This window comes from Ruegeria sp. BG10 (genome assembly GCF_056538575.1).
In genome coordinates, this window is record NZ_JBQFTI010000011.1 from 1 (window position 1) to 23348 (window position 23348).

The window sequence follows — 23348 nt, forward strand, 5'->3', positions numbered from 1 at the left end:
CGCATACGGAGACCGAAACCTTATCTGCACATGCCCACCCATGTCAGAATACGAAGACGCAGCAGAATAGCCAAAACCCCCGCCTCGGCGGAAAGAACTTAAGCCAGGGACGTTGCCCGACGGGGCAACGTCCGCATCCAGCAGGGAAAGGAACAATGAAACACTACGTCCTTCGGAATGGCCGTTCGCATTGGGCCGGATCCGCACCCTGGCAATCGGAACGTCTGCAACATGTTGATGTCATTCTTGCCGGCCCGGAGGCCAGGGCATCGGCGCATATGATTGATGATTTCTTTCGCGCCGTGAACGACTTGGTCGAAAACCACAGATATGTCGTGAACATGCGCGTGCTTGCCGACGAACCAGTCGGCGGCCCCTTGTACTGGGCCGGGCGACCTGCGGTGTTCTGGGGGGATATTCACGGCAACTGGCCGCTTTCAGAACAGGAAAAGGCGTGGTGTGCGCAGGTTGTGAATTTGTCACCGCGCACAGTTCTGGTTGGCGGGGCAGTATTGCTATTCGGTCAGGTCGGACGGGCCGCAAATACAGTTGCGGCCATTCACCCCAATTTCGCAGCCGCGGCGCAGGAAATCGGGTTGATCGACAGCGGCACAGGCAGTCATTTGGCTAGCGATGGTCGGGTACACAGCGCCTCGACCCGGCTGAGCGCGTTGCGGTTGCTGGCCGAGTTTCTGGCGGCGGACCACGGTGCCCATCTTGCAGACACCCTACGCAGTTACATCGGTCTGGAGGAGCCAAAGCCATCCTTTAACAGCCACCTTGCGATCAGGCTTGTGCAACGGTCAGGCGCGGACCCTTTGGTGCGGCGGACCATCGAGACCATGCTGGAGCATCTTGAGGACCCCTTGCGGATCTCAGAACTGTCCGGGGTGCTTGCGACGTCGACACGTCAGCTACAGCGGCGGTTTCTGAACAAGACGGGCACCAAACTCCTGACAACGTACAGGGAACTTCGTCTGGAACACGCCCATAGCCTGCTTCGCAACACCGATCTTTCCTATCGCGAGGTTTCGGCCGCGACAGGGTTTTCTTCAGCGGTCGCCCTGACGCGTGCGTTTCGGGATCACTACGAAACGACGCCGGAAACCATCCGCAACCAAAGGTTTGCCGGAGAATTGTCAACGCTGCAGGAAGCACGTTAACCGGATCGGTAGCAACGCGGTTTGCTGGTGTGGCCGGCCCCAAAGATCGTCATTCAATCCCTGCCCGATTCGACAATTGAAGGGTAAAGCAGATCAGAGCGCGAGGTCACCCTGAGCCGAGTTCTCAATGACCCGCCTTGCGTTGGGAATATCATTGATCAGGGCGCGGTCCCGTGCTGCATCCGGGCTCAGGCCATGCATGATCCACCGGTCTGTCAGGCGTGCCTCCAGCGTCGGCAAATCGACATCCAGAAAGATTTTCAGGTTCCATAGTGGGTTCAGGTCCGACCAGCCGGGTTCGTTTAGGAACAGGTAATTGCCTTCGACCAGCACCGTTTGCTGATCCCGGGTGACGATTGATCGCGCTGCGATTGCCTTGTCCAGATCCCGGTCGAATTCCGGCACGGCGACGTCGTCCTCGGCCAGCAACCGGATTAGAAGCGCGTGGAAACCAGCGATGTCGAAGGTTTCTGGCGCGCCTTTTCGATGACTGAGATCGCGCGCCTTCAGGATCGCGTTGTCATAGTGAAACCCGTCCATCGACACCAGACCCGTTGGAATCCCGCGCTGCCGCAACGCGCTTTGTGCCAGGGCGGCAACGGTTGACTTTCCCGCGCCAGGAGGGCCGGCGACCGCCACCAGATGCCGTTTGGATGCCCGCGGCAGCAGGCAGACCGCATCGGCAATTCGTTCTGCCAGTCTTTCCGGAGGGGCGCTTTGCCCGCTCACGCCGCCTCGTCCTCGGACGGCGGTTCCTTGGCCCCGGTCATGAAGGCCACCGCGTCTGACATCGTGTAATCCTTGGGGTCTACAACACACAACCTTTTGCCAAGGCGGTGAACATGGACGCGGTCGGCGACCTCGAACACATGGGGCATGTTGTGGCTGATGAGGATGATCGGTATGCCGCGCGACTTGACGTCGATTATCAGTTCCAGAACCCGGCGGCTTTCCTTGACCCCCAAAGCGGCGGTCGGTTCGTCCAGAATGATGACCTTGGAGCCGAAAGCCGCAGCGCGCGCCACTGCCACGCCCTGACGCTGTCCACCGGAAAGGGTTTCGACCGCTTGGTTGATATTCTGGATAGTCATCAGGCCCAGTTCGCTCAGTTTGTCGCGGGCAAATCTCTCCATCGCCGGGCGATCTAGCATCCGGAACAACGACCCCATCGGCCCCTTGCGGCGAATTTCGCGGCCCATGAACATATTGTCGGTAATCGACAGCGCCGGAGACATTGCCAGCGTCTGATACACGGTTTCGATCCCCGCATTGCGGGCGTCGATCGGCGAATGGAAATTCACCTTTTGCCCGTCCAGCCACACGTCGCCCTCATCCGGCACAACCGCGCCCGATACGGCCTTGATCAGCGTCGATTTACCGGCACCGTTGTCGCCGATCACCGCCAGAATCTCACCTGGCATGAGGTCAAAATCGCAATGATCCAGCGCAGTGACCTTGCCATAGCGTTTCACAAGGTTCCGTCCTTTGAGAATGGGTTCCATCAGGCTGCCACCTTTCTGATCCACTGGTCGACCGCGACCGCTGCGATTATGAGGATACCGATCAGCAGGAAGGTCCATTGCGCGTCCGCGCCAAGCAACCGCAGGCCCAGTGTGAACACGCCGACGATCAGGGCTCCGAACAGCGACCCGAGTATGGACCCTCGCCCGCCAAACAGGGATATGCCCCCGATCACCACGGCGGTGATGCTTTCTATATTGGCCAGTTGCCCCGAGGTCGGAGAGACCGATCCGATCCGTCCGATCAGAGCCCAGCCGGCAAAGGCGCATATCAGCCCGGACAGCATGTATACCGACATCAGGGTGCGATGAACGTTGACCCCGGAGAGTTCCGCCGCCTCCGGATCGTCCCCTACTGCATAGACATGACGCCCCCAGGCGGTATGCCGCAATGCGTAGGCAAGACCGAGGATCAAAGCGAGCATAAAGATCACCCCAACCGTAAGGACCGCCCCGCCAATGTTAAACTTGGTTCCGAACAATTGCAGGATAGCGGCGTTTTCTTCGATATCCTGCGACCGGATTGTTTCGTTTTGGGAATAGAGGAAATTTGCGGCCAGAATGATCTGCCACATACCCAGCGTGACGATAAAGGGCGGCAGCTTGATCCGGCTGACGAGAAACCCGTTCACCGCGCCGATGGCGGTTCCCACGGCCAGCCCGCACAGGATCGCGACCGAGGGTGGCATCCCGTAGCGGAATGTGAACTGTCCCATGACAACCGATGACATGACCATGATCGCGCCAACGCTCAGGTCGATCCCCGCAGTCAGGATCACCAGGCTTTGCGCCGCGGCGACGATGCCGACGATCTGCACCTGTTGCAGGATCAGAGTCAGGGCAAAGGGCGAAAAGAACTTGGCCCCCAGCAGAACCCCAAAAATGACGATTGCTGCCACAAGAACGATCAGCGGAACAAGAGACGGGTTCACATGCAGAAAGTGCTGAACTGTGCCAACAAACCCCCGGTGGTGATCGTCAAACTCGGCTACCTGTTCAGGGCTGCCCTTGGCGGCGGCTTCAAAGTCATCGGATTGTCGCGACGTTTCGGTCATAGATATTCCCCCATGCGTCAAGCGCCCGTATACGGACCACTTTAGCAAGTTTTCGGGTGTCGAGGTGGTTTAGTATCAGGAGGCCGCCTCGGCGGCCTCCTGTCGGTTCAGCTTAACCCCAGCAGAGGTCCATGCCTTCTTTCACCGAGATCGAGTCGACGCCGTCCGCGGTCTTGTCCGTAACAAGCGCAACGCCTGTATCGAAGAAGTCTTTTCCGGGTGTGTTTTCGGGCTTCACGCCTTCATCCGCCCATTTCTTCACGGCCTCGACCCCAAGCGACGCCATCAAAAGCGGATATTGCTGCGAAGTCGCCCCGATGACACCGTCGGCCACGTTCTGAACGCCGGGGCAGCCGCCGTCCACCGATACGATCAGCACGTCATTTTCTCGCCCGATGGCCTTGAGCGCCTCATAGGCCCCGGCCGCTGCCGGTTCGTTGATCGTATGCACCACGTTGATTGTCGGGTCCTTGGCCAGAAGGTTTTCCATGGCACGGCGGCCGCCTTCCTCATTCCCGGCGGTCACGTCGCTTCCAACCAGGCGCGGGTCGTTCTCATCCCCGATGACGTTGGGATCTGCCAGATCAACGCCAAAGCCCTGAAGGAACCCCTGATTGCGCAGCACATCCACTGTCGGCTGGCTGACAGCCAGGTCCAGGGTCGCGATTTTGGCATCATTGGCCGCGTCACCCAGCGTCGCCTTGGCCCATTGGCCGATCAGCAACCCGGCAAGAAAGTTGTCCGTGGCGAATGTGGCATCGGCCGAGTCAATCGGCTCCAGCGGCGTATCCAGCGCGATCACCAGAACACCGGCATCCCGGGCCTGTTTTACCGCTGGCACGATCGAGGATGTGTCGGACGCCGTCAGCAGAATGCCTTTCGCGCCGTCCAGAATGCAGGTCTCGATTGCCTGAACCTGGGTTTCATGATCGCCGTCGACCTTGCCTGCAAAGGCTTTCAGCGTCATTCCCAGTTCATCAGCCTTGGCTGTGGCGCCCTCTTTCATTTTGACGAAGAAAGGGTTGGTGTCCGTCTTGGTGATCAGGCAAACGGTTTCGCCCTCTGCCAGTGCACCCCCAGCCATCGCCGTAAGCGCCAACGCGGTAGCGCCTGCAAGATTTGCAAGTTTCATAGGTCGTCCTCCCAGTTTCTCCCATGCCCGGAGGGGCATCTGAGCGATCGGGCGGATAGAGACCCGATCCCACACCAGAAACCTTCGCCAGATTCGATATATGAGTCAATAAATAAATCACTCTTAATTATTATTGACACGGGTTTGGCTTTTTCCCACTGTTGCGACAAGGAGGGTCCGTTGTGAGTGCTGGATTGCCACAGGACAAACCCGGGGCGCAGCGGGTTTCGGAGGTGCGCGGCACGAACCAAAGCGGTATGCGTGCGCATAACGAACGCCTTGTCCTGTCGCTTGTCCGCAGGCACCAGGCCCTGGCCAAATCCGAGATCGCGCGCATGACCGGGCTGTCAGCGCAAACCGTATCCGTGATCATGCGTCAGCTGGAAAAAGACGGATTGCTGTTGCGGGGCGAACCTGTTCGCGGAAAGGTCGGACAGCCGTCTGTGCCCATGCGGCTCAACCCGGAAGGGGCGTTATTCTTCGGTCTCAAAATCGGGCGCCGCAGCACCGAACTGGTTCTGACCGACTTTCTGGGAAATGTCCGGCAGCGCGAAAGGCGGACCTATGACTATCCCGAACCCGGCGCAACGCTGGACTTTGCCCATGACTGCCTGCGCAACATCATGTCCGGTCTGTCTCCGCAGGCCCGAAGCAGGGTTGCAGGCCTTGGGATCGCAATGCCCTTCTACCTTTGGGACTGGGCACAGACGTTGCAGGTTCCGCAAGAGGAAATGGACCCCTGGCGCACGGCCGACATCCAGTCTGAACTGGCGTCGGCCTACGATATTCCGGTTTTCCTGCAAAACGATGCCACCGCCGCCTGCGGGGCCGAGTTGGTCTTTGGCCCGGCCGGAGGTCCCAGGGACTTTCTGTACTTCTACGTTGGGTATTTCATCGGTGGGGGCGTGGTGCTGAACGGCTCCATCTTTTCCGGGCGGGGCAATGCGGGCGCTCTTGGACCGTTGCCGGTTCCGATTGAAACCGGTCGCGTGAAACCCTTAATCGACGTCGCAAGCCTGTACGTTCTGGAACGTTCGGTGTCCCGGACCGGAACCGCCACCGTGATGTGGGAAACGACCGAGCAATGGGATGTGCCCGAGGCGCAGCTTGAGAGCTGGCTGAAACAGTCCGCCATCGGGCTGGCCTATGCCATCGCCGCATCTTGCAGCGTCGTCGATTTCGAATGTGTGAAAATTGACGGCTGGATGCCGCTGAACGTGAAGACACGGCTTATAGAAGAGATTGATGTGCAGCTGTCCAAGCTCAACCTGACGGGTCTGGAACGGCCTGCGGTTCTGGCGGGTTCGGTTGGCCCTGATGCCCGCGCCCTTGGTGCTGCCAGCCTGCCCCTGTCCGAAAGATATCTGGTCGAAGCCTGACAGATCGGAGCAACAGCCGGGCGCCCCAACCGGGCTGCCTGCTTCTGCTTCGCATCCGGCGGTGACCCCCCGCCAGACGAGGGGAAATTCGCCAATCCGTCAGAAAACTTGCCAAAGCAACGTGGTTTAAGGCATATTTGCTTAGATTTAATACAAAAAATACGTCAAAAAATTGAATTGCAGAGGATCAGACCGGGCAGCGGGCGCAAAGCGCCCAACACATACCTTTGGGGGAAGGGAAGTTAGGTTTGGCCTGGTTAAGATTGTGTTGTGTTGTTTGGTGTATTCTGGTCCTGCCAACGCAGGCCCTGGCCAATATCGGAAAAGTCGTGGGCGTCAAACAGGGCGCCGAAGTCACGCGCGCGGGAAAATCTCAGCCCCTGCGTGAAGGCATGGAAGTTGCCTCCGGCGATTCCATATCGACTGACCGCAGCGGGGTGGTTCAGTTGATATTCGTTGATGAAACGAAGATCGCTATTGGCCCGAATGCGCGCATGATCCTGGATGTGACCATGCTGCGCGGCAACAAAAAGGCCAAGAATTTTGCCGTGCAGGCCCTGGGCGGCAGTTTTCGCTTTATTTCCGGCAAAAGCAAAAAGCGGGCCTATTCCATTCAGACCCCCACTGCGACCATGGCCCTGCGCGGCACCACGTTCGATATGTGGGTTGTACCCGGGACGCAAAGCGCCATGCTGGTTCTGGAGGGCCGGGTCGAGATGTGCAGCCTGAGCGGCAACTGCCAGTCAACCGGACGCCAATGCAGCCTGTTCGCGACGACCCAGCGCGGCGGGATCGGACGTCCCGCGGACCCGGAGCAATATCAGAAAGCGCTGTCCGAAGGGTTCCCCTTTATCCAATCTCAGCAACGATTGCTGGCACCGCTGCAGGTTGATATCGGCGGCTGTGCGGCCGAAGCCATACCGCTGGTACCGATCAAGTCGGATGCACCCGTCCCGGATGCGCAACGATCGGAGGTCAAAAGTACCGAAAAATCCCCGCCGCGAAACGAACCACGGACCGAAGCGCCCGCGCCCGGCTCCAAACCCGGCCGGGGCAATGGCGGTAATATCGGCAGCAACACCGGAACCGGGAACGGGAATGGCGGCAATATCGGTGGCGGAAACGCCGGAGCCGGAGATGGCCGTGGCGGCAGCATCGGTGGCGTCAGCGGCGGCGGCGCTGACGGCAGCGGCGGCACGATCGGCGGCGGCGGTGGCAACTCCGGCGGTGGCCCGGCCAGTGGCGCGACCGGCGGCAACGGGGGCAACAGCGGCAACTGAACGGAACGGTCCCCGATCATGCAACAGATAAGCGGACCCTTGCGTGACGGCAAAGCCAATCGGGTCACAGCGTCCCGAGGGTTCGGCCACGGCAACCGGAGGCTCAGGTGACCGGAAAACCCAAGGACAGATCCGGTCGGCGTCGCGCATTTCAGCTTGTCGGGCTGGGCCTTATTCTCTTTGGGTGTTTCATCCGGGTGCTGGACCCTTACCCGGTGCGGATGACGCGGCTGATCTACTTTGACATTCTGCAACGCCTTTCTCCGCGGGACTATGACCCCGGCCTTCCTGTGCGGGTTGTCGATATCGACGAGCAGTCTTTGGCAAACTGGGGGCAATGGCCCTGGCCCCGGACCCTGCTGGCGCAAATGGTGGAAAACCTCGGCGAATACGGCGCGGCGGCCATCGCCTTTGACATGCTGTTTATCGAACCTGACCGGTACTCTCCTTCACGATTGCTGAAAGATCCGTCTCTGGCCCGCGTGCTGACCGTGGATCGGACGGCCGAAAACCTGGACAATGATCTTCTGTTCGGGTCCGAAATAGCCAACTGGCCCGTGGTTCTGGGCGCCGCGGCGCGGCTGTCCGACGAAGGCCAAACTGTCACCACAAAGGCCGGGATCATTGAAATCGGCGAAACACCAACTGCCGGTCTGGTCTCGGTCCCGCACTGGACACCCCCTGCTGAACCGCTGGAGCAGTTCGCGACAGGTATTGGCGGCGTAAATGTTTCGCCCCTTGGCGGCACAGGCATTGTGCGCCGCGTCCCGGTTCTCTGGAGCGGCCCGGGCGGGGCCTTGCCCAGCCTGGGCATCGAAGCCCTCAGGGTCGCCATGGGGGAACCCATCATTATCGCCGAGGGCACCCCGGACGAAGCCGGCATAATGCTGGCCGTCGAAATCGGAGGGTTCCGGCTGCCCACCACCGAAAACGGAGAGGTCTGGGTGCGGTACCGGCATGACAGCCCGGATCTGTACCTGTCGGCTGACGACGTGATGCAACCGCCGGACAACCCCGACCTGCGGGCCGAGATAGAAGGCCGGATCATTCTGGTCGGGACATCGGCGGCCGGGCTGTTCGACATGCATCAGACCGCATTGGGCGAATCCGTGCCCGGCGTGTCCATTCACGCGCAGATACTCGAACAGATCGTGACAAATGAAATGCTGAGCCGGTCGGATGTCACCTCAGCGCTGGAACTGCTTTCCTTTGTCATCCTTGGGCTGGTGGTGACGGCGGTTATGTCCCGATTTGGCGCGGTTGCTTCCTTTGTCGCGGGCGGCGTGTCGGCGGCTGTTGTACTGGGGATTAGCTGGCTTGCCTTTCAAAACCAGCTTGTGCTGTTCGATGTCACCTTTCCGCTGATGGGAGGCATGGCCAATTTCGGCCTGCTGGCCGGGTACCTGTTCATCTCGACCGAACGCGAAAAGCGCGTCATCAGACGGGTATTCTCGCACTATGTCGCCCCCGAGATCCTAGATGAGATGGAAGGCGCGGGGCATCAGTTGCAACTGGGCGGCGAGACCCAGGAAATCACCGTGATGTTTTCGGACATCCGCGGCTTTACACCTTTGTCCGAGTCCGTTTCTGCGACCGATCTGGTGGCTTTGCTGAACGAACTGTTTTCGCAGATTGGCGACCAGATTTTGCTGGAACGGGGGACCATCGACAAGTTCATCGGCGACGCGGTCATGGCCTTCTGGAATGCCCCCCTGCCGGTCGAGGATCACCCCTGCCGCGCGGCGCAGGCGGCGCTGCTGATGCGCCGGGCGCTGGTGGATTTCAACGCCTCGGATGTGATGGAAGGGCGGCCCCCGATTGCCCTGGCGACGGGATGTGCCACGGGTCAGGCCTGTGTCGGGAATATCGGGTCGCGAAGCCGGTTCAATTATACGGTCATTGGTGACGTGGTGAACATTGCCGCGCGGATAGAACAAAGTTGCCGCCATGTGGACTACGACATTCTGGTTTCCAACTCTGTCCGGGAAAAAACGCAGCACGATATGGCCATGCTGGAGGCTGGCTTTGTCGATCTCAAGGGAAAGTCGGATCTGGAGCCCGTGTTCGTTCTGGTTGGCAACCAGAACCTGCTGAAATCGCCTGAATTCCAACAACTTGAGAAAAAGCACAAAACACTTATCACCGCGATCAGGGATCGCCAGCCGCAGGTCAGAATTGAAAAGATATGCCGGGATTGTATCGCAATGGCGGAGCGAATCGAGCCTGGCCTGCGACGGTTCTACGATGCACTTTCGGGCAGGGCGGCGGATTTCCGGTTCGAGGTTCAGACGAACCGGCTGGTCTTCAGCCACCACAATGGCAAACGACGAACCTCATGACTGCTGCTTGCGGTACGGTGCATTCTTGCGGATCGGTCCAAATTCCTCATGATGGGCGCCAAAGAAACTTTGACGGCAGTCGGTACCGGCCCCTGACGATGTCGGATGCCGTTGCTGCGGGCAAGACTATGAGGCGCGTTACATGGCATTCAAATTGGTTTCCTGCGATGGGGGCGGGATCAGGGGATATCTGACCTGTCTGATCCTGCAGGGCCTTCACGAAGAAACCGGATTTCTGGACACCGCGGACGGCTTTGCAGGCACGTCCACCGGCGGTCTGATCGCCGTGGCGCTGGCGGATGGACGGACGCAGGGCAAGGATATGGCGGCGCTTGTCGCCGAACTGGCCGCGCATTACCGCGACGATGCCGACAAGATCTTTCGGGAAAACGAACGCAGCTTTCTTGACAAGGCACTTGACGATCTGATGCGGCGTTTGCGGCTGGGCGGCGGTCCGGGCATCCTGGCGTCACAGTATAACGCAACCGGGCTGGAAGAGATCGGGATGTCGCTGGTGGGTGAGCGGACAATCGGAACCTTGTCGCCGGAACTGGTTCTGGCCATCAATACCGTCTGCCTGCACCGCAGCGACAAGATCGGGTGGTCCCCCTTCACGATCACCAACCAGAACCTGGAACAGGAATCCTGGCTGAACATGAGCGCGGTCAGGCTGCTGGACGTGGCCATGGCCAGTTCGGCCGCGCCGTCCTACTTTCCGCCGCATCTGATCAAGGCAGGCGGTGAGGATTACGGATATTTCGCGGATGGCGGGACCTTTGCCAACAACCCTGTCATGAACGGGATCAACGTCGCCATTGCCGCGGACAAGGCACACGGTCTTGAGGATATCGAGGCGCTGTCGATCGGCACCGGGCAGCAACCGACGGACATTTCCGAGGCGATGGTCCGGAACCCGGACGACTGGGGATTGCTGAAATGGTTCGGCATTACGTCGGACGCACCGAAAGGCGCTTTGATCGAACTGCTGCTGACCACGTCGGCCGAAAACCAGTATTGGATGGCACAGCTGGTTCTGAAAGACCGGCTGGTGCGTATCAATCCACCGCTTCCCAAAGTCGTCGGGCTTGCAACCCACAGACCCGATTCCTACCGGATGATGGAGCAGGCTTTTGAGGCCAGTAAGCAAAGCGAATACTGGGCAAATGCCGTGAAATTGCTGCGCCGATGGTGACGCCACAAGATTGTCCACCGGTTTGACTGCCGCTTTGCCTCCGTCGTTTCTGTTGCCTTTGAAAGAAGACCGCGTATGGTTAACGTGCCGTTTTTAGAGATTTTTCAAGGTTCGAAATGGGGGGAATGGAATGAGCAGTCCCGGCATCGCCGAGAAGCTGGTTGAGGTGCTGCATCGCGAGGATGGTGATCCCGCACTGCGTCCCGTTCACACGATCGGCATCAGTGCGACAGGGTATTTCAAACCCTCGCCGATTGCCCGGAACTTTTGTGTTGCCGACCACTTCAACGCCAAAAAATCGGATGTGATTGTCCGGTTTTCGAACGGGTCCGGCTGTGCGGCGGTGCATGACGGCTGGTCGGACGTGCGCGGCATGGCTGTTCGGTTCCACCTTGGCGATGGCACCGACACGGACCTGATCGCAATGACTCTGCCAGAGTTTTTTGCGCCGACCCCCGAAACGTTTCTGGAATTCGCCGAAGAGGCCAAGCCCAGGGAATACGAGGGCGAGACGCCCTGGCAGAAAATCATCAACTACCTGCAACTGATCCTGCCAAAACGTGACCCCTATCCCGGTGAGACCATCAGCCCGGATGACGGCGCAATCGAATTTGCGGACAAGAACGCCTATTCTCAGCTTGGCGTCATGCAGGCCGCACAGATCGGCGCCCCTACCAGCTACGTGCGCGCGGCCTATCACGCGGTTCACACCTTTGTCGTCACTGATCCGGACGGGGTCAAACGCTGGGTCAGGTTTTCGTGGCAACCCATTGCCGGGGTCCTCAAGACCGACCCCGAGGAAACGCCTGTGGACGATTATCTGCGGACAGAACTGAAAGAACGGCTGGCCCGGGAGCCCGCGCGGTTTTCCCTGATGATGATGATCGGCGAGGTGGGCGACGACTTCAACAACTCGTCCCGTCCGTGGCCGCCGCACAGAAGGCGGATCATGATGGGCACGCTGACCCTGAATGCCGTACCCGAGGACCAGATTGCCGACTCGGAAAAGCTCAGCTTCAACCCGGGCCTGCTGACGCAGGGTATCGAAACTTCGGATGACCCGGTGCTGAAAGTGCGCATCGATGCGTACAAGGTTTCCAGCGCCTGGCGCGGCGGGTCCCCCTGCCCGTTTTCGGAAGGGTAAACGCATGACACGCCAAAACTCGTGGTTCAACGACTACGTCAACTCGCTTCCGGACCGGGGATGGTTCAAGTTCCTGTCCCGCTATATCGTGGTGCCTTACTGGCACTGGCGCGACCCGAAACCGAAACTGCCGGGCGGACCGCGCCCCTCGCCCCAACCCAGCGAAAACGTGCAGCGCATGATGAACCTGATCATGCCGCTGAAAGATCCCTCGCCCGCCGGACGCGCGCGGGCAACGCTTGCCATCGCCCAGAACGTGGATGAAATCTTTGCTGGGCTGGATAATGTCGGCACCGTGCATTTCGCGCGGTTTCTGCTGATCGACAACAATATCTGCATGATCTCGGTCTATGACGGGGATTTCAGCAACTACATCCGCGACTTCATTACCACTATCGGCAGTGTGTTCAACGACGTGATCTCTCTGGTCGACGGGGCAGAGCATCTGATCCCGACCGAGCACAACGTCGAGGAATTCATCGACTGGGTTCACGCGCATGACCTGTTTCAGGCGGCCGATTTCCCAACCGATCTGTTCGGATTGCAGGACGCGGCCAAAGGGCTGCCGCCAAACAAACCGCCGCATATGCTGGCGACGTTGCCGCGCGAGTTCGTTCTGCAACTGCATGCCAACCGGAACCTTTCACTGGGGGGCGGTTATCGCGCCTATCCCGGAATTTCAGCCGCGCAGGTGCGCCAAAAATTCGGACAGGGCTGGTGAACAAAAAACTCGATCTCGCCGATATTCAGGGCAACATCCTTCGCGGCTATCGCCGGGCGCTGGTACGCCATCTGATCCTCGAAGCCTCTGATCCCGCAGCCGCCCGCCGCTTTCTGGGAACAGCCGTTGATGGTGGCAGCGATACCGTACCCGAGATCACCCGCGGTGTTCTTTGGGAGGTCAAACCGCCCTTCTGCTTCAATATCGGCATCACCTTTGAAGGGCTGCGCGCGCTGGGGACACCGCCCGAGCACCTGAAAACCTTCCCCACCGAGTTTGCGCAGGGCATGACGAAACGAGCCATGAAACTGGGGGATTTCGGAGACAGCGCGCCGGATCAATGGCCCGCCCCGTTTGACCGGCCGGACCGCGTGCACCTGATCGCATCCATTCATTCCGACACGCCCGATCATCTGGACAGAGGCGAAGAGCAGGTTGCGAAAGCCTTTACTGTTCTGGGTGTACGCAATGGCCGCAACCTGCCGGACGGCAAGGTTTTCTTTGGCTATGTCGACGGTATTTCCCAGCCCCGTTTCGAACAGGTCTATGATCCTGAACAGGCAGAAGTCGAAGAACCTATCGACCCGCTGGGAACCGCGCTGCTCGGCTATCGGACCCGGCAGGAGGGCGTCGAGTTTCGCGTTCCGTCACCTCATGCCCTGGGATTCAACGGGTCATTCAACGCCTTCCGGATTCTGGCGCAGGACGCTGCCGCGTTCGAGGCTTATCTGGACCGCGCCGCCGACATGCTGATGGGGCATCCCAAACGCGACCTTCTGGCTGACCCCGACAATCTGGAACGTATCGGCAAGGGTCTGGACATGCACGGAGCCCTGCGAGAAGTCGTTGCCGCGCAGATGTGCGGGCGCTGGCGCAACGGGGTGCCATATGAGCTGTCGCCGGATGCGCAATGGCCCCGCGACAGGGTCTCACCGACCAATTTCGACTATACGCACAGTTCGCGGTGTCCGGCCGGATCACATATGCGGCGCGGCAATCCGCGCGGCGGTCCGATCGTTCAGCGCATTGCAAACTATACGCGGCGGCTGGTGCGGCGGGGCATGTCTTACGGGCCAGATTTCGACCCGCAAAACCCCGATACGGAAGAACGCGGTCTGCTTGGCAGCTTTATCGGGGCCAATATCGGCGCCCAGTTCGAAGCGGTCATGTGCGACTGGATCAATCTGGGCCTGCAGGATCCCAACATCACCGGCGCAAACGACCCGTTGCTGGGGGCAAACACGCCCGAAACCAGTTGGTTCGACATGACGCTGCCGGACGGCGAAACGATCCGCCTGCACGGATTTCCGCGCCTGATCAGAACCCGCGGCGGCGCTTACACGTTTCTGCCCAGCCTGACAGCCATCAAATACTTGTCCGAGTTGACGGATTAAGCCAGTTCGGCCAGCGCCGTGTCGATCCGTTTCAGCATCGGGGACTGGCCCGCCGTCTCAACAATGACGCGGGCCCGGGTGAGGTGATCAATGGCCTGCGACTTCTTCTTCTTCGCCTTGTAGAGCAGGCCCATGATCATGTCGCAGCGGGCGATGTAGTGGCCCTTTTCGTCGAATTGAGGGTTCTTGCGCACCTGTTCGATCATAGCAATCAATCGTTTCCTGCCGAACAGCAAGACCCAGACGATGGACCGGAAGTTTCTGATCAGAACACCCGGCGAGCCGCCGCCCTCTCCGGTCAGGATGGCCAGATACATCTCGCACAGGAACAGGCGCGCCCAATCGGCCGAGACCATCGTGCCCTCATCCGTGCGCTTCTGGATCGCCCATTCGACCTGACGCAACCCGGCGGCGACCTGACCCTTCAGGGCATAGGCCACGCCCAGCATGGTCGCAGGTCCGAATGTGAAAAGGGTCCAGCCCTTTTCATTACACTTCCTGATGTGCTGTTGAACGACGTCCAGCGCACCCGGTTTTTCCAGCGGGACCATCGCGCCCACTCTGGCGGCCTCGGCGATGGCCAGCTCAAATTCGACTTGCGACGCCTGCCGCGCCTCTTCCGCCATCTTCAAAGCCAGTTCGTGATCGTCCGACACCATGGCGATCAGCGCCTTCATCGCGGTCCCATAGCCCAGCGCGCGCGGGTCGTTCTTGGTTTTGCCAAGGGCAATCATGCGGTCCGACGCGGCATGTGCCCGCGCCACCCGGCCACGCGTCAGTTCGTTCCACCCGACGGTGGCAAGAAAGAAGTTCTGGATATAAGCGTCGTCGATCTTGGCCAGCGCCGCCTCAATCTCGCGCTTCTTGACCTCGAACCTCTCATTCTCGATGGGGGCGTGGTAGATCGACACCGACAGTTCGTTCACCATGGCATAGGCGACAGAGGCCGGGTCCTTCAGCCGCCGCGCCATGTCGGTCAGTTCCTGCTGAACCCAATGCGCCTCGTGATATTTGCCGTTGCACACCAAACAGGACACATAGTGATGCAGGAACAGGGCGTGGTGCCGGTTGTCGCCCACCTGTTGCAGGATCGGTCGCACTGTACGGGCCAGATCGATGATCGTTTTGACCCGCAGCGAGATATTGGAACACAAGGCAAAGCTTGCCAGAAACTCGGCAAACTGTTCATTCGACGCACATTCCGGATCGCTTTGATACAGTTCCAGCGCAGCAACAAAATACCTGTTGGCTTCGTCCAGCGAATAGACGCCCAGGCTTTTGGCGCCTGCCATCGCGCTGTACCGAAACGCCTTGTCTGTGTGGTCCGTCTGGCCGTAGTGGTACGCCAGGGTTTCGGCTGCCTCCTGCAGCCGGTTGGCATTTCGTTCGACCAGCGCATCCGCAATTGCCAGATGCAATTCGGCACGGCGCGACAGGACAAGGCTCTGATAGACGGAGTCGCGCAACAGAACATGCTTGAAGATGTAATCGGACGAATTCGTCTCGCGGTAGAGCACATCCAGCGCTTGCAGCCGTTGCAGCGCAACGCCGGTATCTTCGCCATTGCCGATCAGCAGTGCCAGCAACCCGGGATCAAAGCGGCGGCCAATGACGGCGGCGGCCTGCAGCAATTCGCGGTCTTCGGATTGCAGACGTTCAATTCTGGCCGCCAGCAGGCTGCGCATGGTGACTGGCAAACCGCTGTCGTCCATCTCGGCATCAAAATGCGCCTTGTCGCCTTCGACGCGCAAGGCACCCTGATCCAGCAGAAAACTCAGGATCTCTTCACCGAATAACGGGTTACCGCCGGCGCGTTCAGTCAGCTGTTCTGCCAGACCGTCCGGCAATTCGGTGACGCCCAGACGGTTCTGCGCCAGGCGGGCCAGATCATCGACCCCAAGGGGATTCAAGGCCACGGTGGTCACGACGCTTTTGTCCAGCCATTTCGGCGTATATTCCGGTCGCCGGGTCTGAATGATCAGCAGGTTGGAAAACCCGGTATCCTCAATCATGATCCCCAGCAAATCCTCGGACGCGCTGTCGATCCAGTGGCCGTCCTCGATCAACAGAATGACTCTGTCGCGGCTGCATTTCTCTTTCAGCAGGGCCGGCAACAATTCCCGGATACGCAGGCCGATCAGAACACCGTCCAAACCGTCCAGCGACCCTTCGGGCGGTTTGACACCCAGAAGGTTCATCATCAGACCCAGGTTTTGCCGGGTATAGAGGCCGGACCTCTCCAGACCGACCTCCAGCTTCTTCTGAACCCGTAACGGGTTGTCGGCATCCAGAATCTGAAACGAGTTCCGGATGATTTCCAGAAACGGCAGGAACGGGACCTGCTGCCGGTCCGCAAAGCAATAGCCTTTCAGAACCACGACGTCGTCAGACTGCACCTGATTCAGAAACTCGAATACCAGCCGCGTCTTGCCCAGCCCGGGCTCTGCCACCAGATCGACAACTCTGCGTGCCGATGTTGAGCCGTCAAGCGCTGCCGACATCGCCCGCAACTCGGTCAGGCGACCGACATAGCTGCTGAGCCCCTGCGCCACCGAAGCGTCAAACCGGGTGGCGCCTTCGTTGATCGATTGCAACTGCCAAAGTTTGTGCGGCGTCGACAGGCCCTTGATCTGATGCTCGCCGAAAAAGCTCAGTTCGGTAACCCATTCGACCAGCCCGCGCGTGGTATCACAGATCAGCGTACCGCCAGTGGGCGCGAGATTTTCCAGACGCGCGGCAAGGTTTACCGTGCTTCCCACGGCTGTCGCGGGGCTGCCTTCGCCCTGCACCGCTGCCATTACAACGGTGCCCGAGCTGATGCCCACCCGCATTTCGGGACGCACCCCAAATCGCCTTTCCATATCCGCGGCGGCGGCCTTGAATGATGCGTGGATTGCCATGCCGGCGCGGCAGGCTCGTAAAGCCGGATCTTCAAGCGCCTCCGGCACCCCGAACAACGCCATGATGCTGTCACCGGCAAAGTCGCGCACCGTGCCGCCATGTTCCTCGGCTGCGCGCACCAGCTTGTCATAAACGACACGAACAAATTCCAGGGCTTTTTCTTCGCCCAGCGCCGCAACGATCCCAGTGTATCCGACCAGATCGGCAAACAGAACCGACACCTGGCGCCTTTGCCCCAGATCCGTCGACTGCTTCGCAGGATTATCCGCAACTTCCCCCATTTCGGCAAAGGGTTTACAACACCCGACCCTGCCCCGCCAGTATTTGCCACCAAAAGACCTTAATCGCGCAGTCAAATGGCAGCTAAAATGTCACGACTGGCATGTTTTGAAAGAACTCTGCTGGCTGTGACGCGCCGGTGCACCTCAGGCAGTGAAGGCCAGTTTCAACCCCGGGCGCGGCCATCTGGTCTTGTAGATCTTGCCGGTACTCGAAGCCGTAATCCACAGATCGCGCATGTCGCTGCCGCCAAAGCACATGTTGGTTGTAAACAGGTCGGGGATTTCGACATGCTCGGTCGTGCCATCCAGGCTGAACACCGTAATCCCGCCATTGAATATGGTGCCGACGCAAACGCGCCCGTCTTCTTCGACCTTGAGGCTGTCGAGCCATTGATAACCCGGCAGGGTTTGAACCACATTTCCGGGCATCCCCGGAATTGGACCGGGTTTGACCGCACCTGGCCCCGTGATCTCCATCGCCCAGAGCCGCCCGAATACGGTGTCCGAGACGTAGACCGTCTTTGCATCCGGCGACAGCCCGACCCCGTTTGGCATGGGGATCGTCGCGGCCTTGATCAGCGTTTTGCCGTCAATCGAGGCATAGTAAAGCCCACCGTAGCGGGTGGATTCCTCATCCTCGATACCGGTGTCAGTGAACCAGAACCCGCCGGATGTGTCGAACACCAGATCATCCGGGGCGATCAGTCTTTTGCCCTGATACGAGTCAAACAGCAGCGTCACGGCCCCGGTTTTCAGATCGACGCGGTGCACCGAGCCGCCTTTGTAGTTTGGCCGTATTGGCGCCGGTACCGTGATCTTGTCGGGGCCAAACGGAACAAAGCTGTAAACACCGCCATTGTTACAGACATAAGCCGCCCCGTCCGGGCCTATGGCGACGCCGTTGGGTCCGCCTGGTATCTCTGCCACAACACTGACCTGCCCGTCGGGCGTTAGGCGCGCCAGAGTTTCTTCCTTGATATCGACAAACAGCACCGATCCGTCGTTCATCGCAACCGGGCCTTCGGGGAACCCCAGCCCGCTGCACATCTCTTTCAGTTCCAATGCCATCCCGTCGCTCCCTGATCGCGTCGCGGTTCCGGTCCTTTCGACCGCCCGCTGGTTCTTGTGTCGCCAACAAATGCTACGGCACTGTGACGGGAAAACACTGGCCGTAACTGTGAGACAATACAAGCTTTTGGCACAACGCCGTCCGGCAGCAATCGCGAGGTCCCTGACGTGACCGCCTGTGCGCGCTGCCGCTGGGTGCCCCCTATCGCTGTGTTTTGGCCGTTCTGAACAGCAACAGAAATACGAAAACCGATCCGATGGATGTTGTGACGATCCCGACCAGCAGTTCCTGCGGCGCAAGAAGCAACCTGCTGAGGATGTCCGATCCGGTCAGCAAAGCTGCCCCCACGATCGCTGCGGTGGGCAGAAGCGGGCCATGCAAGGGGCCAGCAATCCCCCGGGCGATATGGGGCACCATCAGGCCCACAAAGCCGATGACCCCGGCCACCGAGACAAATACGGCGGTCGCCAATGCAGCGACGAAGAACATGCTAAATCGCAGGCTGCGAACGGGCACGCCCAGTGTCGCGGCGGTCAGGTCCCCGGTCAGCAACGCATCCAGCCACCGGCTGCGATACAGCGAAAAGCTGAGGATCAGGAGCAGGCCGACACAGACCAGCGGGAAGGTCTCCCACCTTGCCAGCCCCAACCCACCAAGCATCCAGAAAATGACCGAGTGCGCAGCCCGGCTGTCGCCCGCGAAGATCAGATAGTTGGTGAGGGCCGAAAACAGGAATGAGACCGCAAGTCCCGCAAGGATAAGTTTTTCCGGCGCGCTGATGCGCAACCCGTGAACCAGCGCCAGCACAATGCCTGACGCCACAAGACCCCCGCAAAACGCAGCCAGTGGAAGGGTCCAGAAGCCCAGAATATCCCCGGTCTCCGTGATGACAAACACGGCACCTGCGGCTGCACCCGAAGACAAGCCAAACAGGAACGGATCGGCCAGATCGTTGCGCGTCGTGGTTTGCAGAACCACACCGACAATTCCCAGCCCGGCGCCAATCACAGCGGCGAACAGGGCTCGTGGCAGGCGCAATTCGAACACGATCCGGTGCAGCGGAGACATGTCACCGTCGATCAGGCCGGTCCCCAGCAAAACCGCCGTAACCGTGTCGGAAATCGGAATCGACGTGGTGCCGTAAATGGTCGAAACCAGCAAAAGGGCGGTCAAAATGACCGCCCCCAGCGATAGCGTCAGGGCCAATCGGCCCATTTCAGTTCAGACCCGGATTCATGGCCTGCGCCATTTTCGAGATTGCCTTGATATTTGCCGGTCCGGGGGTCAGTTCCTCGTACCGCAGGCCGATCCAGCGCTCATTCTTGACCGCGTCGGTCTGGGACATCACCGGGTGTTCCTGAAGGAATTTGAACGTGTCCGCGGCCCCGTTGCCGGTCTGGTAGTCCAGCAGCACCAGAAATTCGGGGTTCGCCGCCGCTACAGCCTCCCACGAGGTGCGACCCCAGCTTGTATCCATGTCATGCGTGACGTTCTCGCCCCCGGCGGCGGCGATCATCGCGTCGGGGATAGCGAACTTGCCGGCGGTAAAGGGCGCGTCCGCCGGGCCGTCCAGCAGAAAGACGCGGGGTTTCGGCAGATCGGTGGTTTGCGCCTCGATCGCGGTCAGTTTTTCTTTCCAACCCGAAACCAGCGCCTCGGCCTTGTCCTCGACATGCATGACCTTGCCCAGCCGCAGAACATCGTCGAACAACAGATCCATGCTCGCCTCTGGCCGCGTCTTGTCCAGATGCACGCAGCTTTCGGTCAGGACCATTGTCTTGATGCCGAAAGGTTCAAGCGTATCCGGGGTCACATCGCCGCCCGGCTTCATGCCGTAATACCAACCCGCAAAAAACAGATCCGGCTGGGCCGCGACGAGGGTTTCGACGGTCGGGTATTTCGGTGCCAGCTCGGGGATGTCACCGCGCAGCGTGTCAAACTCGGGGCTGGTCTTGTACCAGCCGGTGATCCCGGTCAGGCCCACGATCTTGTCCTGCAGGCCCAACGCAAAGGCCATGTCGGTCATGTTCATGTCATGTACGACCAGACGCTCGGGCTGAGTTTCGAACACCAGCGGCTCGCCGCAGTTGTCGACGGTCACCTCATGAGCGGCGGCACCACCTGCCATGACTGTGGCCAGTGCCACGGACCAGATGTGTTTCATTGCAGAAATGCTCCTCGGGTTAGGTTGAAACAGTTGTTTTTCGGATATCCAGCGCCGGGATCACGCGACCGTCGTGGTGAAAGCACAGATAGTCGACGCCGAACGTGTCGCGGACCCGGTCGGGTGTCAGCACTTCGGCCACCGGCCCAAAACCGGTAAGGCGCGTCGATTTCATCAACGCGACATGGGTGGCGAATTCTGGGATCATCACCAGATCGTGGACGATCATCACCACGGTGATGCCCAGTTCCGCGACCAACGACAGCATCCGCCCTTTTACGTCCGGATCCAGGTGGTTGGTGGGTTCGTCCAGAAACAGCAGCGAGGGGTTCTGCGCCAGCGCCCGCGCGATATGCGCGCGCTGTCGCTCACCGCCTGACAGCATCGCCATCCGTTTGTCGGACAACCTGCCCAGCCCGGTCATGTGCAGAATCCGTTCAAGCTCAGCAGCATGCGCCTTGGTCGAGCGATCCGCGCGGATGGGAATCTGACCCAGGGCGACGTAATCCCGCAACAACAGCCGCCCATCCGGCATTTCCTGCTGGCTAACTACAGCTATCATGCGGGCGCGCTCGGTGGCGGCCATCTGTTTCAGGCTTCGCCCCCTGACCAGCACGTCGCCCAGTACAAGATCCGCCGCGCCGCACAAAAGGTTCAGCAACGTGGTTTTCCCTGCCCCGTTCGGCCCGGCAATTGCCAGATTGGCCCCGTCGTCCAGTTCAAATGACGCGCCTTGCAGCAGAACATCACCGTTCAGCGCGAAATATTCGAGGTCGCGCGCAACTAGAAAGGCAGAGGTCGTCATGAAGGTTCCACCAATTCAATTCGCGGTATTCGGGAAAGTGTTTTTGTGAACAGCGGGCGCGGTCGGTCGGTGGCATTGGTCCACCCATCGGCGCTGTTCCGGTACTGGTGCGCGAACTCGGCCAGCGCCTCAGCTTCGGGAAGGCTCCGAATGCCACCGAAGAGATACTTCGCTTTGCCCGCCGCCTGAAATCCGACGGTCGTTGGCTGCGCACAGCCCGCCATGCAATCGACGGTACGGATTGCAAAGCCCGAAGGCAGTCTGACGGACAGGACGTTGCGTAGCGCATCGACCGTCATTGTGCCCTGACAGGTCGCACAAATCAGAAGAACATGATCAGAAGATTTTGGCATTGCCCGCTCCGCTTGATCGCAAGCGCGGACAGAAGGTGCCGGATCTGTAAACACGCAACAGACGTGTCATCAAAGCCTCCTTCCAGGACGCCCCGCCCCGGGTTGGTTGAACATATGATGGCAGGTCTCCTGACTTGCGGGTCGATGCTCGGCCATCCTTCCCGGCCCAGAGGGCCAGTGGGTGTTTGGCGTCGCTCACCGCTTACAGTTGCGGGGGCAGTTACGGAATTGGCGCCGACAGGCAAACCGCACCGTATTCCCTTTTCATCCCTTGGGCGCACCATCGGGAACCATCCGGGGTTTGAGTGCATGAATTCCGGGAATGCGTCAATACGGAATTGAACCGCAGGAACGCGGGCCCGGCGCCCTTTGAGCGGATCAGGCCCGGCACGACGCACGGCTTCACTGCTGTGTACTTGAACCTGACTTAACCGACTTGCCGCCGCCCCCTTGTTTGGCGGGTTCAGTCACCGTCGCGGGTGCGTGAATGGCAACGCCTGCCATCACAAGAACCACCCCCAGCACATCAGCCGGATCAGGAATTTGCCGCAGGACCACGACACCGATGATTGCCGCCGACGCCGGCAGCAAGGCGAGCAACAGAGCAAAGCTGGCACGCGGCAGACGTGCCATGGCAAGCTGATCACAGACATAGGGAATGACCGAGGAGCAAAGCCCGACCCCTATCCCGGCCAGCACAAGCAAGGGTGCACCGAAGGCTTCAAGCGCCTGCAAAACCCCGATCGGGAACACAAAAAGGAACGCAACCGACATCGCAGCGCCGAGGCTCTCAACCCCGCCAGAGGCTCCGCCCTGCGAAATCCGGTGCCCCAGGATGACATAAAGAACAAAAAGCGCGCCGTTCAGAACCGCCCAGAACAAACCAACAAGGTCCGTGTCTCGCAGGGAACCGTCCGCCGCAAACAGTGCCGGCACGTCGATCAAAAGCGCCACCCCTGCGACCACACAACTGAACGCGATAACATTGCGCCCCGTGCGAAGCCCCCACAGCGCAATGCCGACTGTCCCGGTAAATTCGATTGCAGCCACCAGCGCAATCGGCAGCCGATCCAGCGCAAGGTAGAAGGCACAGTTCATCACTGCCAGACACAGGCCGAGCGCGACCAGCAGACACCTCTGTGATTTGGTCGCCATCCTGAATGTGCGCCACGGCTTGGTCATCGGCGCGAATATCAACGCGGCCGAAGTGATGCGAAACCACGCCACGCCAAGCACGCCGACAGCCGGGAACAGAAGCACCGCGAAGGCCGGGCCGAGGTAATGAAAAACAGCTGATACGCCGAACCAGATTTGGGGCGGGAAAGCTTCCGAAATGCGCGACATGGTGCGGGACGCTCTGGCCCGGTGCACAGGGTTTGAGGCTTGATCCGTCATATCACCATGATGCAAGGTGATCCGGGCAAGGTATATGGAGATCGGGAATGTCCTTGGATAA

General features: G+C 59.9%; 19 protein-coding genes and 1 riboswitch. Of the genes, 8 read left to right on the forward strand and 11 right to left on the reverse strand.

Annotated elements, in window-relative coordinates; translation table 11 throughout:
- Positions 1–155: 155 nt before the first annotated feature.
- Complete coding sequence (locus ACR0D8_RS22005; RefSeq protein ID WP_480649671.1) at positions 156–1163, forward strand: helix-turn-helix domain-containing protein; 1008 nt, start codon at positions 156–158, stop codon at positions 1161–1163.
- Positions 1164–1256: 93 nt separating this feature from the next.
- On the opposite strand, the gene ACR0D8_RS22010 is transcribed toward ACR0D8_RS22005, so the two are convergent.
- The 4 genes from ACR0D8_RS22010 to ACR0D8_RS22025 form a co-directional block, all read right to left on the reverse strand.
- Entirely contained in the window at positions 1257–1892 is a 636-nt protein-coding gene (locus ACR0D8_RS22010) for a nucleoside/nucleotide kinase family protein (protein WP_480649672.1), read from the reverse strand.
- Positions 1889–2665: an ATP-binding cassette domain-containing protein gene (locus tag ACR0D8_RS22015; RefSeq protein WP_480649673.1), complete on the reverse strand. Its 777-nt coding sequence runs from the start codon at positions 2663–2665 to the stop codon at positions 1889–1891. Before ACR0D8_RS22015 ends, ACR0D8_RS22010 begins: the two co-directional genes overlap by 4 nt.
- Positions 2665–3738 (reverse strand): ABC transporter permease, encoded by a 1074-nt coding sequence (locus ACR0D8_RS22020; RefSeq protein WP_475153865.1) that lies wholly within the window; start codon positions 3736–3738, stop codon positions 2665–2667. The genes ACR0D8_RS22015 and ACR0D8_RS22020 overlap by 1 nt, the downstream gene beginning before the upstream one ends.
- A gap of 112 nt (positions 3739–3850) precedes the next feature.
- On the reverse strand, positions 3851–4870 hold the full coding sequence (locus ACR0D8_RS22025; protein WP_475153868.1) for a substrate-binding domain-containing protein: 1020 nt from the start codon (positions 4868–4870) through the stop codon (positions 3851–3853).
- A gap of 257 nt (positions 4871–5127) precedes the next feature.
- Between ACR0D8_RS22025 and ACR0D8_RS22030 the strand changes: the two genes are divergently transcribed.
- The 7 genes from ACR0D8_RS22030 to ACR0D8_RS22060 all read left to right on the forward strand — a co-directional run bounded on the left by ACR0D8_RS22030 (position 5128) and on the right by ACR0D8_RS22060 (position 14319).
- A complete protein-coding gene (locus ACR0D8_RS22030; protein ID WP_480649690.1) occupies positions 5128–6249 on the forward strand; it encodes an ROK family transcriptional regulator in 1122 nt (373 codons plus the stop codon).
- 329 nt (positions 6250–6578) lie between these two features.
- A complete protein-coding gene (locus tag ACR0D8_RS22035; protein WP_480649674.1) occupies positions 6579–7529 on the forward strand; it encodes a FecR family protein in 951 nt (316 codons plus the stop codon).
- A 107-nt stretch (positions 7530–7636) separates the two neighbouring features.
- Positions 7637–9868, forward strand: a complete 2232-nt coding sequence (locus ACR0D8_RS22040; RefSeq protein WP_480649675.1) for a CHASE2 domain-containing protein — start codon at positions 7637–7639, stop codon at positions 9866–9868.
- A 142-nt stretch (positions 9869–10010) separates the two neighbouring features.
- Positions 10011–11060 (forward strand): patatin-like phospholipase family protein, encoded by a 1050-nt coding sequence (locus tag ACR0D8_RS22045; RefSeq protein ID WP_480649676.1) that lies wholly within the window; start codon positions 10011–10013, stop codon positions 11058–11060.
- A 130-nt stretch (positions 11061–11190) separates the two neighbouring features.
- A complete protein-coding gene (locus ACR0D8_RS22050; RefSeq protein ID WP_480649677.1) occupies positions 11191–12204 on the forward strand; it encodes a catalase in 1014 nt (337 codons plus the stop codon).
- A 4-nt stretch (positions 12205–12208) separates the two neighbouring features.
- Entirely contained in the window at positions 12209–12925 is a 717-nt protein-coding gene (locus ACR0D8_RS22055; protein ID WP_475153896.1) for a hypothetical protein, read from the forward strand.
- Positions 12922–14319, forward strand: a complete 1398-nt coding sequence (locus tag ACR0D8_RS22060; RefSeq protein WP_480649678.1) for a Dyp-type peroxidase — start codon at positions 12922–12924, stop codon at positions 14317–14319. The genes ACR0D8_RS22055 and ACR0D8_RS22060 overlap by 4 nt, the downstream gene beginning before the upstream one ends.
- Here ACR0D8_RS22060 and ACR0D8_RS22065 read toward each other — a convergent pair.
- From ACR0D8_RS22065 to ACR0D8_RS22095, 7 genes are all read right to left on the reverse strand, one after another.
- Complete coding sequence (locus ACR0D8_RS22065; protein WP_480649679.1) at positions 14316–17441, reverse strand: ATP-binding protein; 3126 nt, start codon at positions 17439–17441, stop codon at positions 14316–14318. The genes ACR0D8_RS22060 and ACR0D8_RS22065 overlap by 4 nt on opposite strands.
- Positions 17442–17645: 204 nt before the next feature.
- Complete coding sequence (locus ACR0D8_RS22070) at positions 17646–18569, reverse strand: SMP-30/gluconolactonase/LRE family protein (RefSeq protein WP_480649680.1); 924 nt, start codon at positions 18567–18569, stop codon at positions 17646–17648.
- 202 nt (positions 18570–18771) lie between these two features.
- Positions 18772–19785 (reverse strand): FecCD family ABC transporter permease, encoded by a 1014-nt coding sequence (locus ACR0D8_RS22075; RefSeq protein ID WP_480649681.1) that lies wholly within the window; start codon positions 19783–19785, stop codon positions 18772–18774.
- A gap of 1 nt (position 19786) precedes the next feature.
- Positions 19787–20734 carry an ABC transporter substrate-binding protein gene (locus ACR0D8_RS22080; RefSeq protein WP_480649682.1) on the reverse strand — a complete coding sequence of 316 codons (948 nt, stop codon included), beginning with the start codon at positions 20732–20734 and terminating at the stop codon, positions 19787–19789.
- Positions 20735–20753: 19 nt separating this feature from the next.
- Positions 20754–21539 (reverse strand): ABC transporter ATP-binding protein, encoded by a 786-nt coding sequence (locus ACR0D8_RS22085; RefSeq protein WP_480649683.1) that lies wholly within the window; start codon positions 21537–21539, stop codon positions 20754–20756.
- The gene (locus tag ACR0D8_RS22090; RefSeq protein ID WP_480649684.1) at positions 21536–21892 is read right to left on the reverse strand and encodes a DUF1636 family protein; all 357 of its coding nucleotides are present in this window, start codon (positions 21890–21892) and stop codon (positions 21536–21538) included. The genes ACR0D8_RS22085 and ACR0D8_RS22090 overlap by 4 nt, the downstream gene beginning before the upstream one ends.
- Positions 21893–21994: 102 nt before the next feature.
- Positions 21995–22202: riboswitch (cobalamin riboswitch) on the reverse strand.
- Between the two features lie 92 nt (positions 22203–22294).
- The gene (locus ACR0D8_RS22095) at positions 22295–23236 is read right to left on the reverse strand and encodes an EamA family transporter (RefSeq protein WP_480649685.1); all 942 of its coding nucleotides are present in this window, start codon (positions 23234–23236) and stop codon (positions 22295–22297) included.
- Positions 23237–23348: the final 112 nt, after the last annotated feature.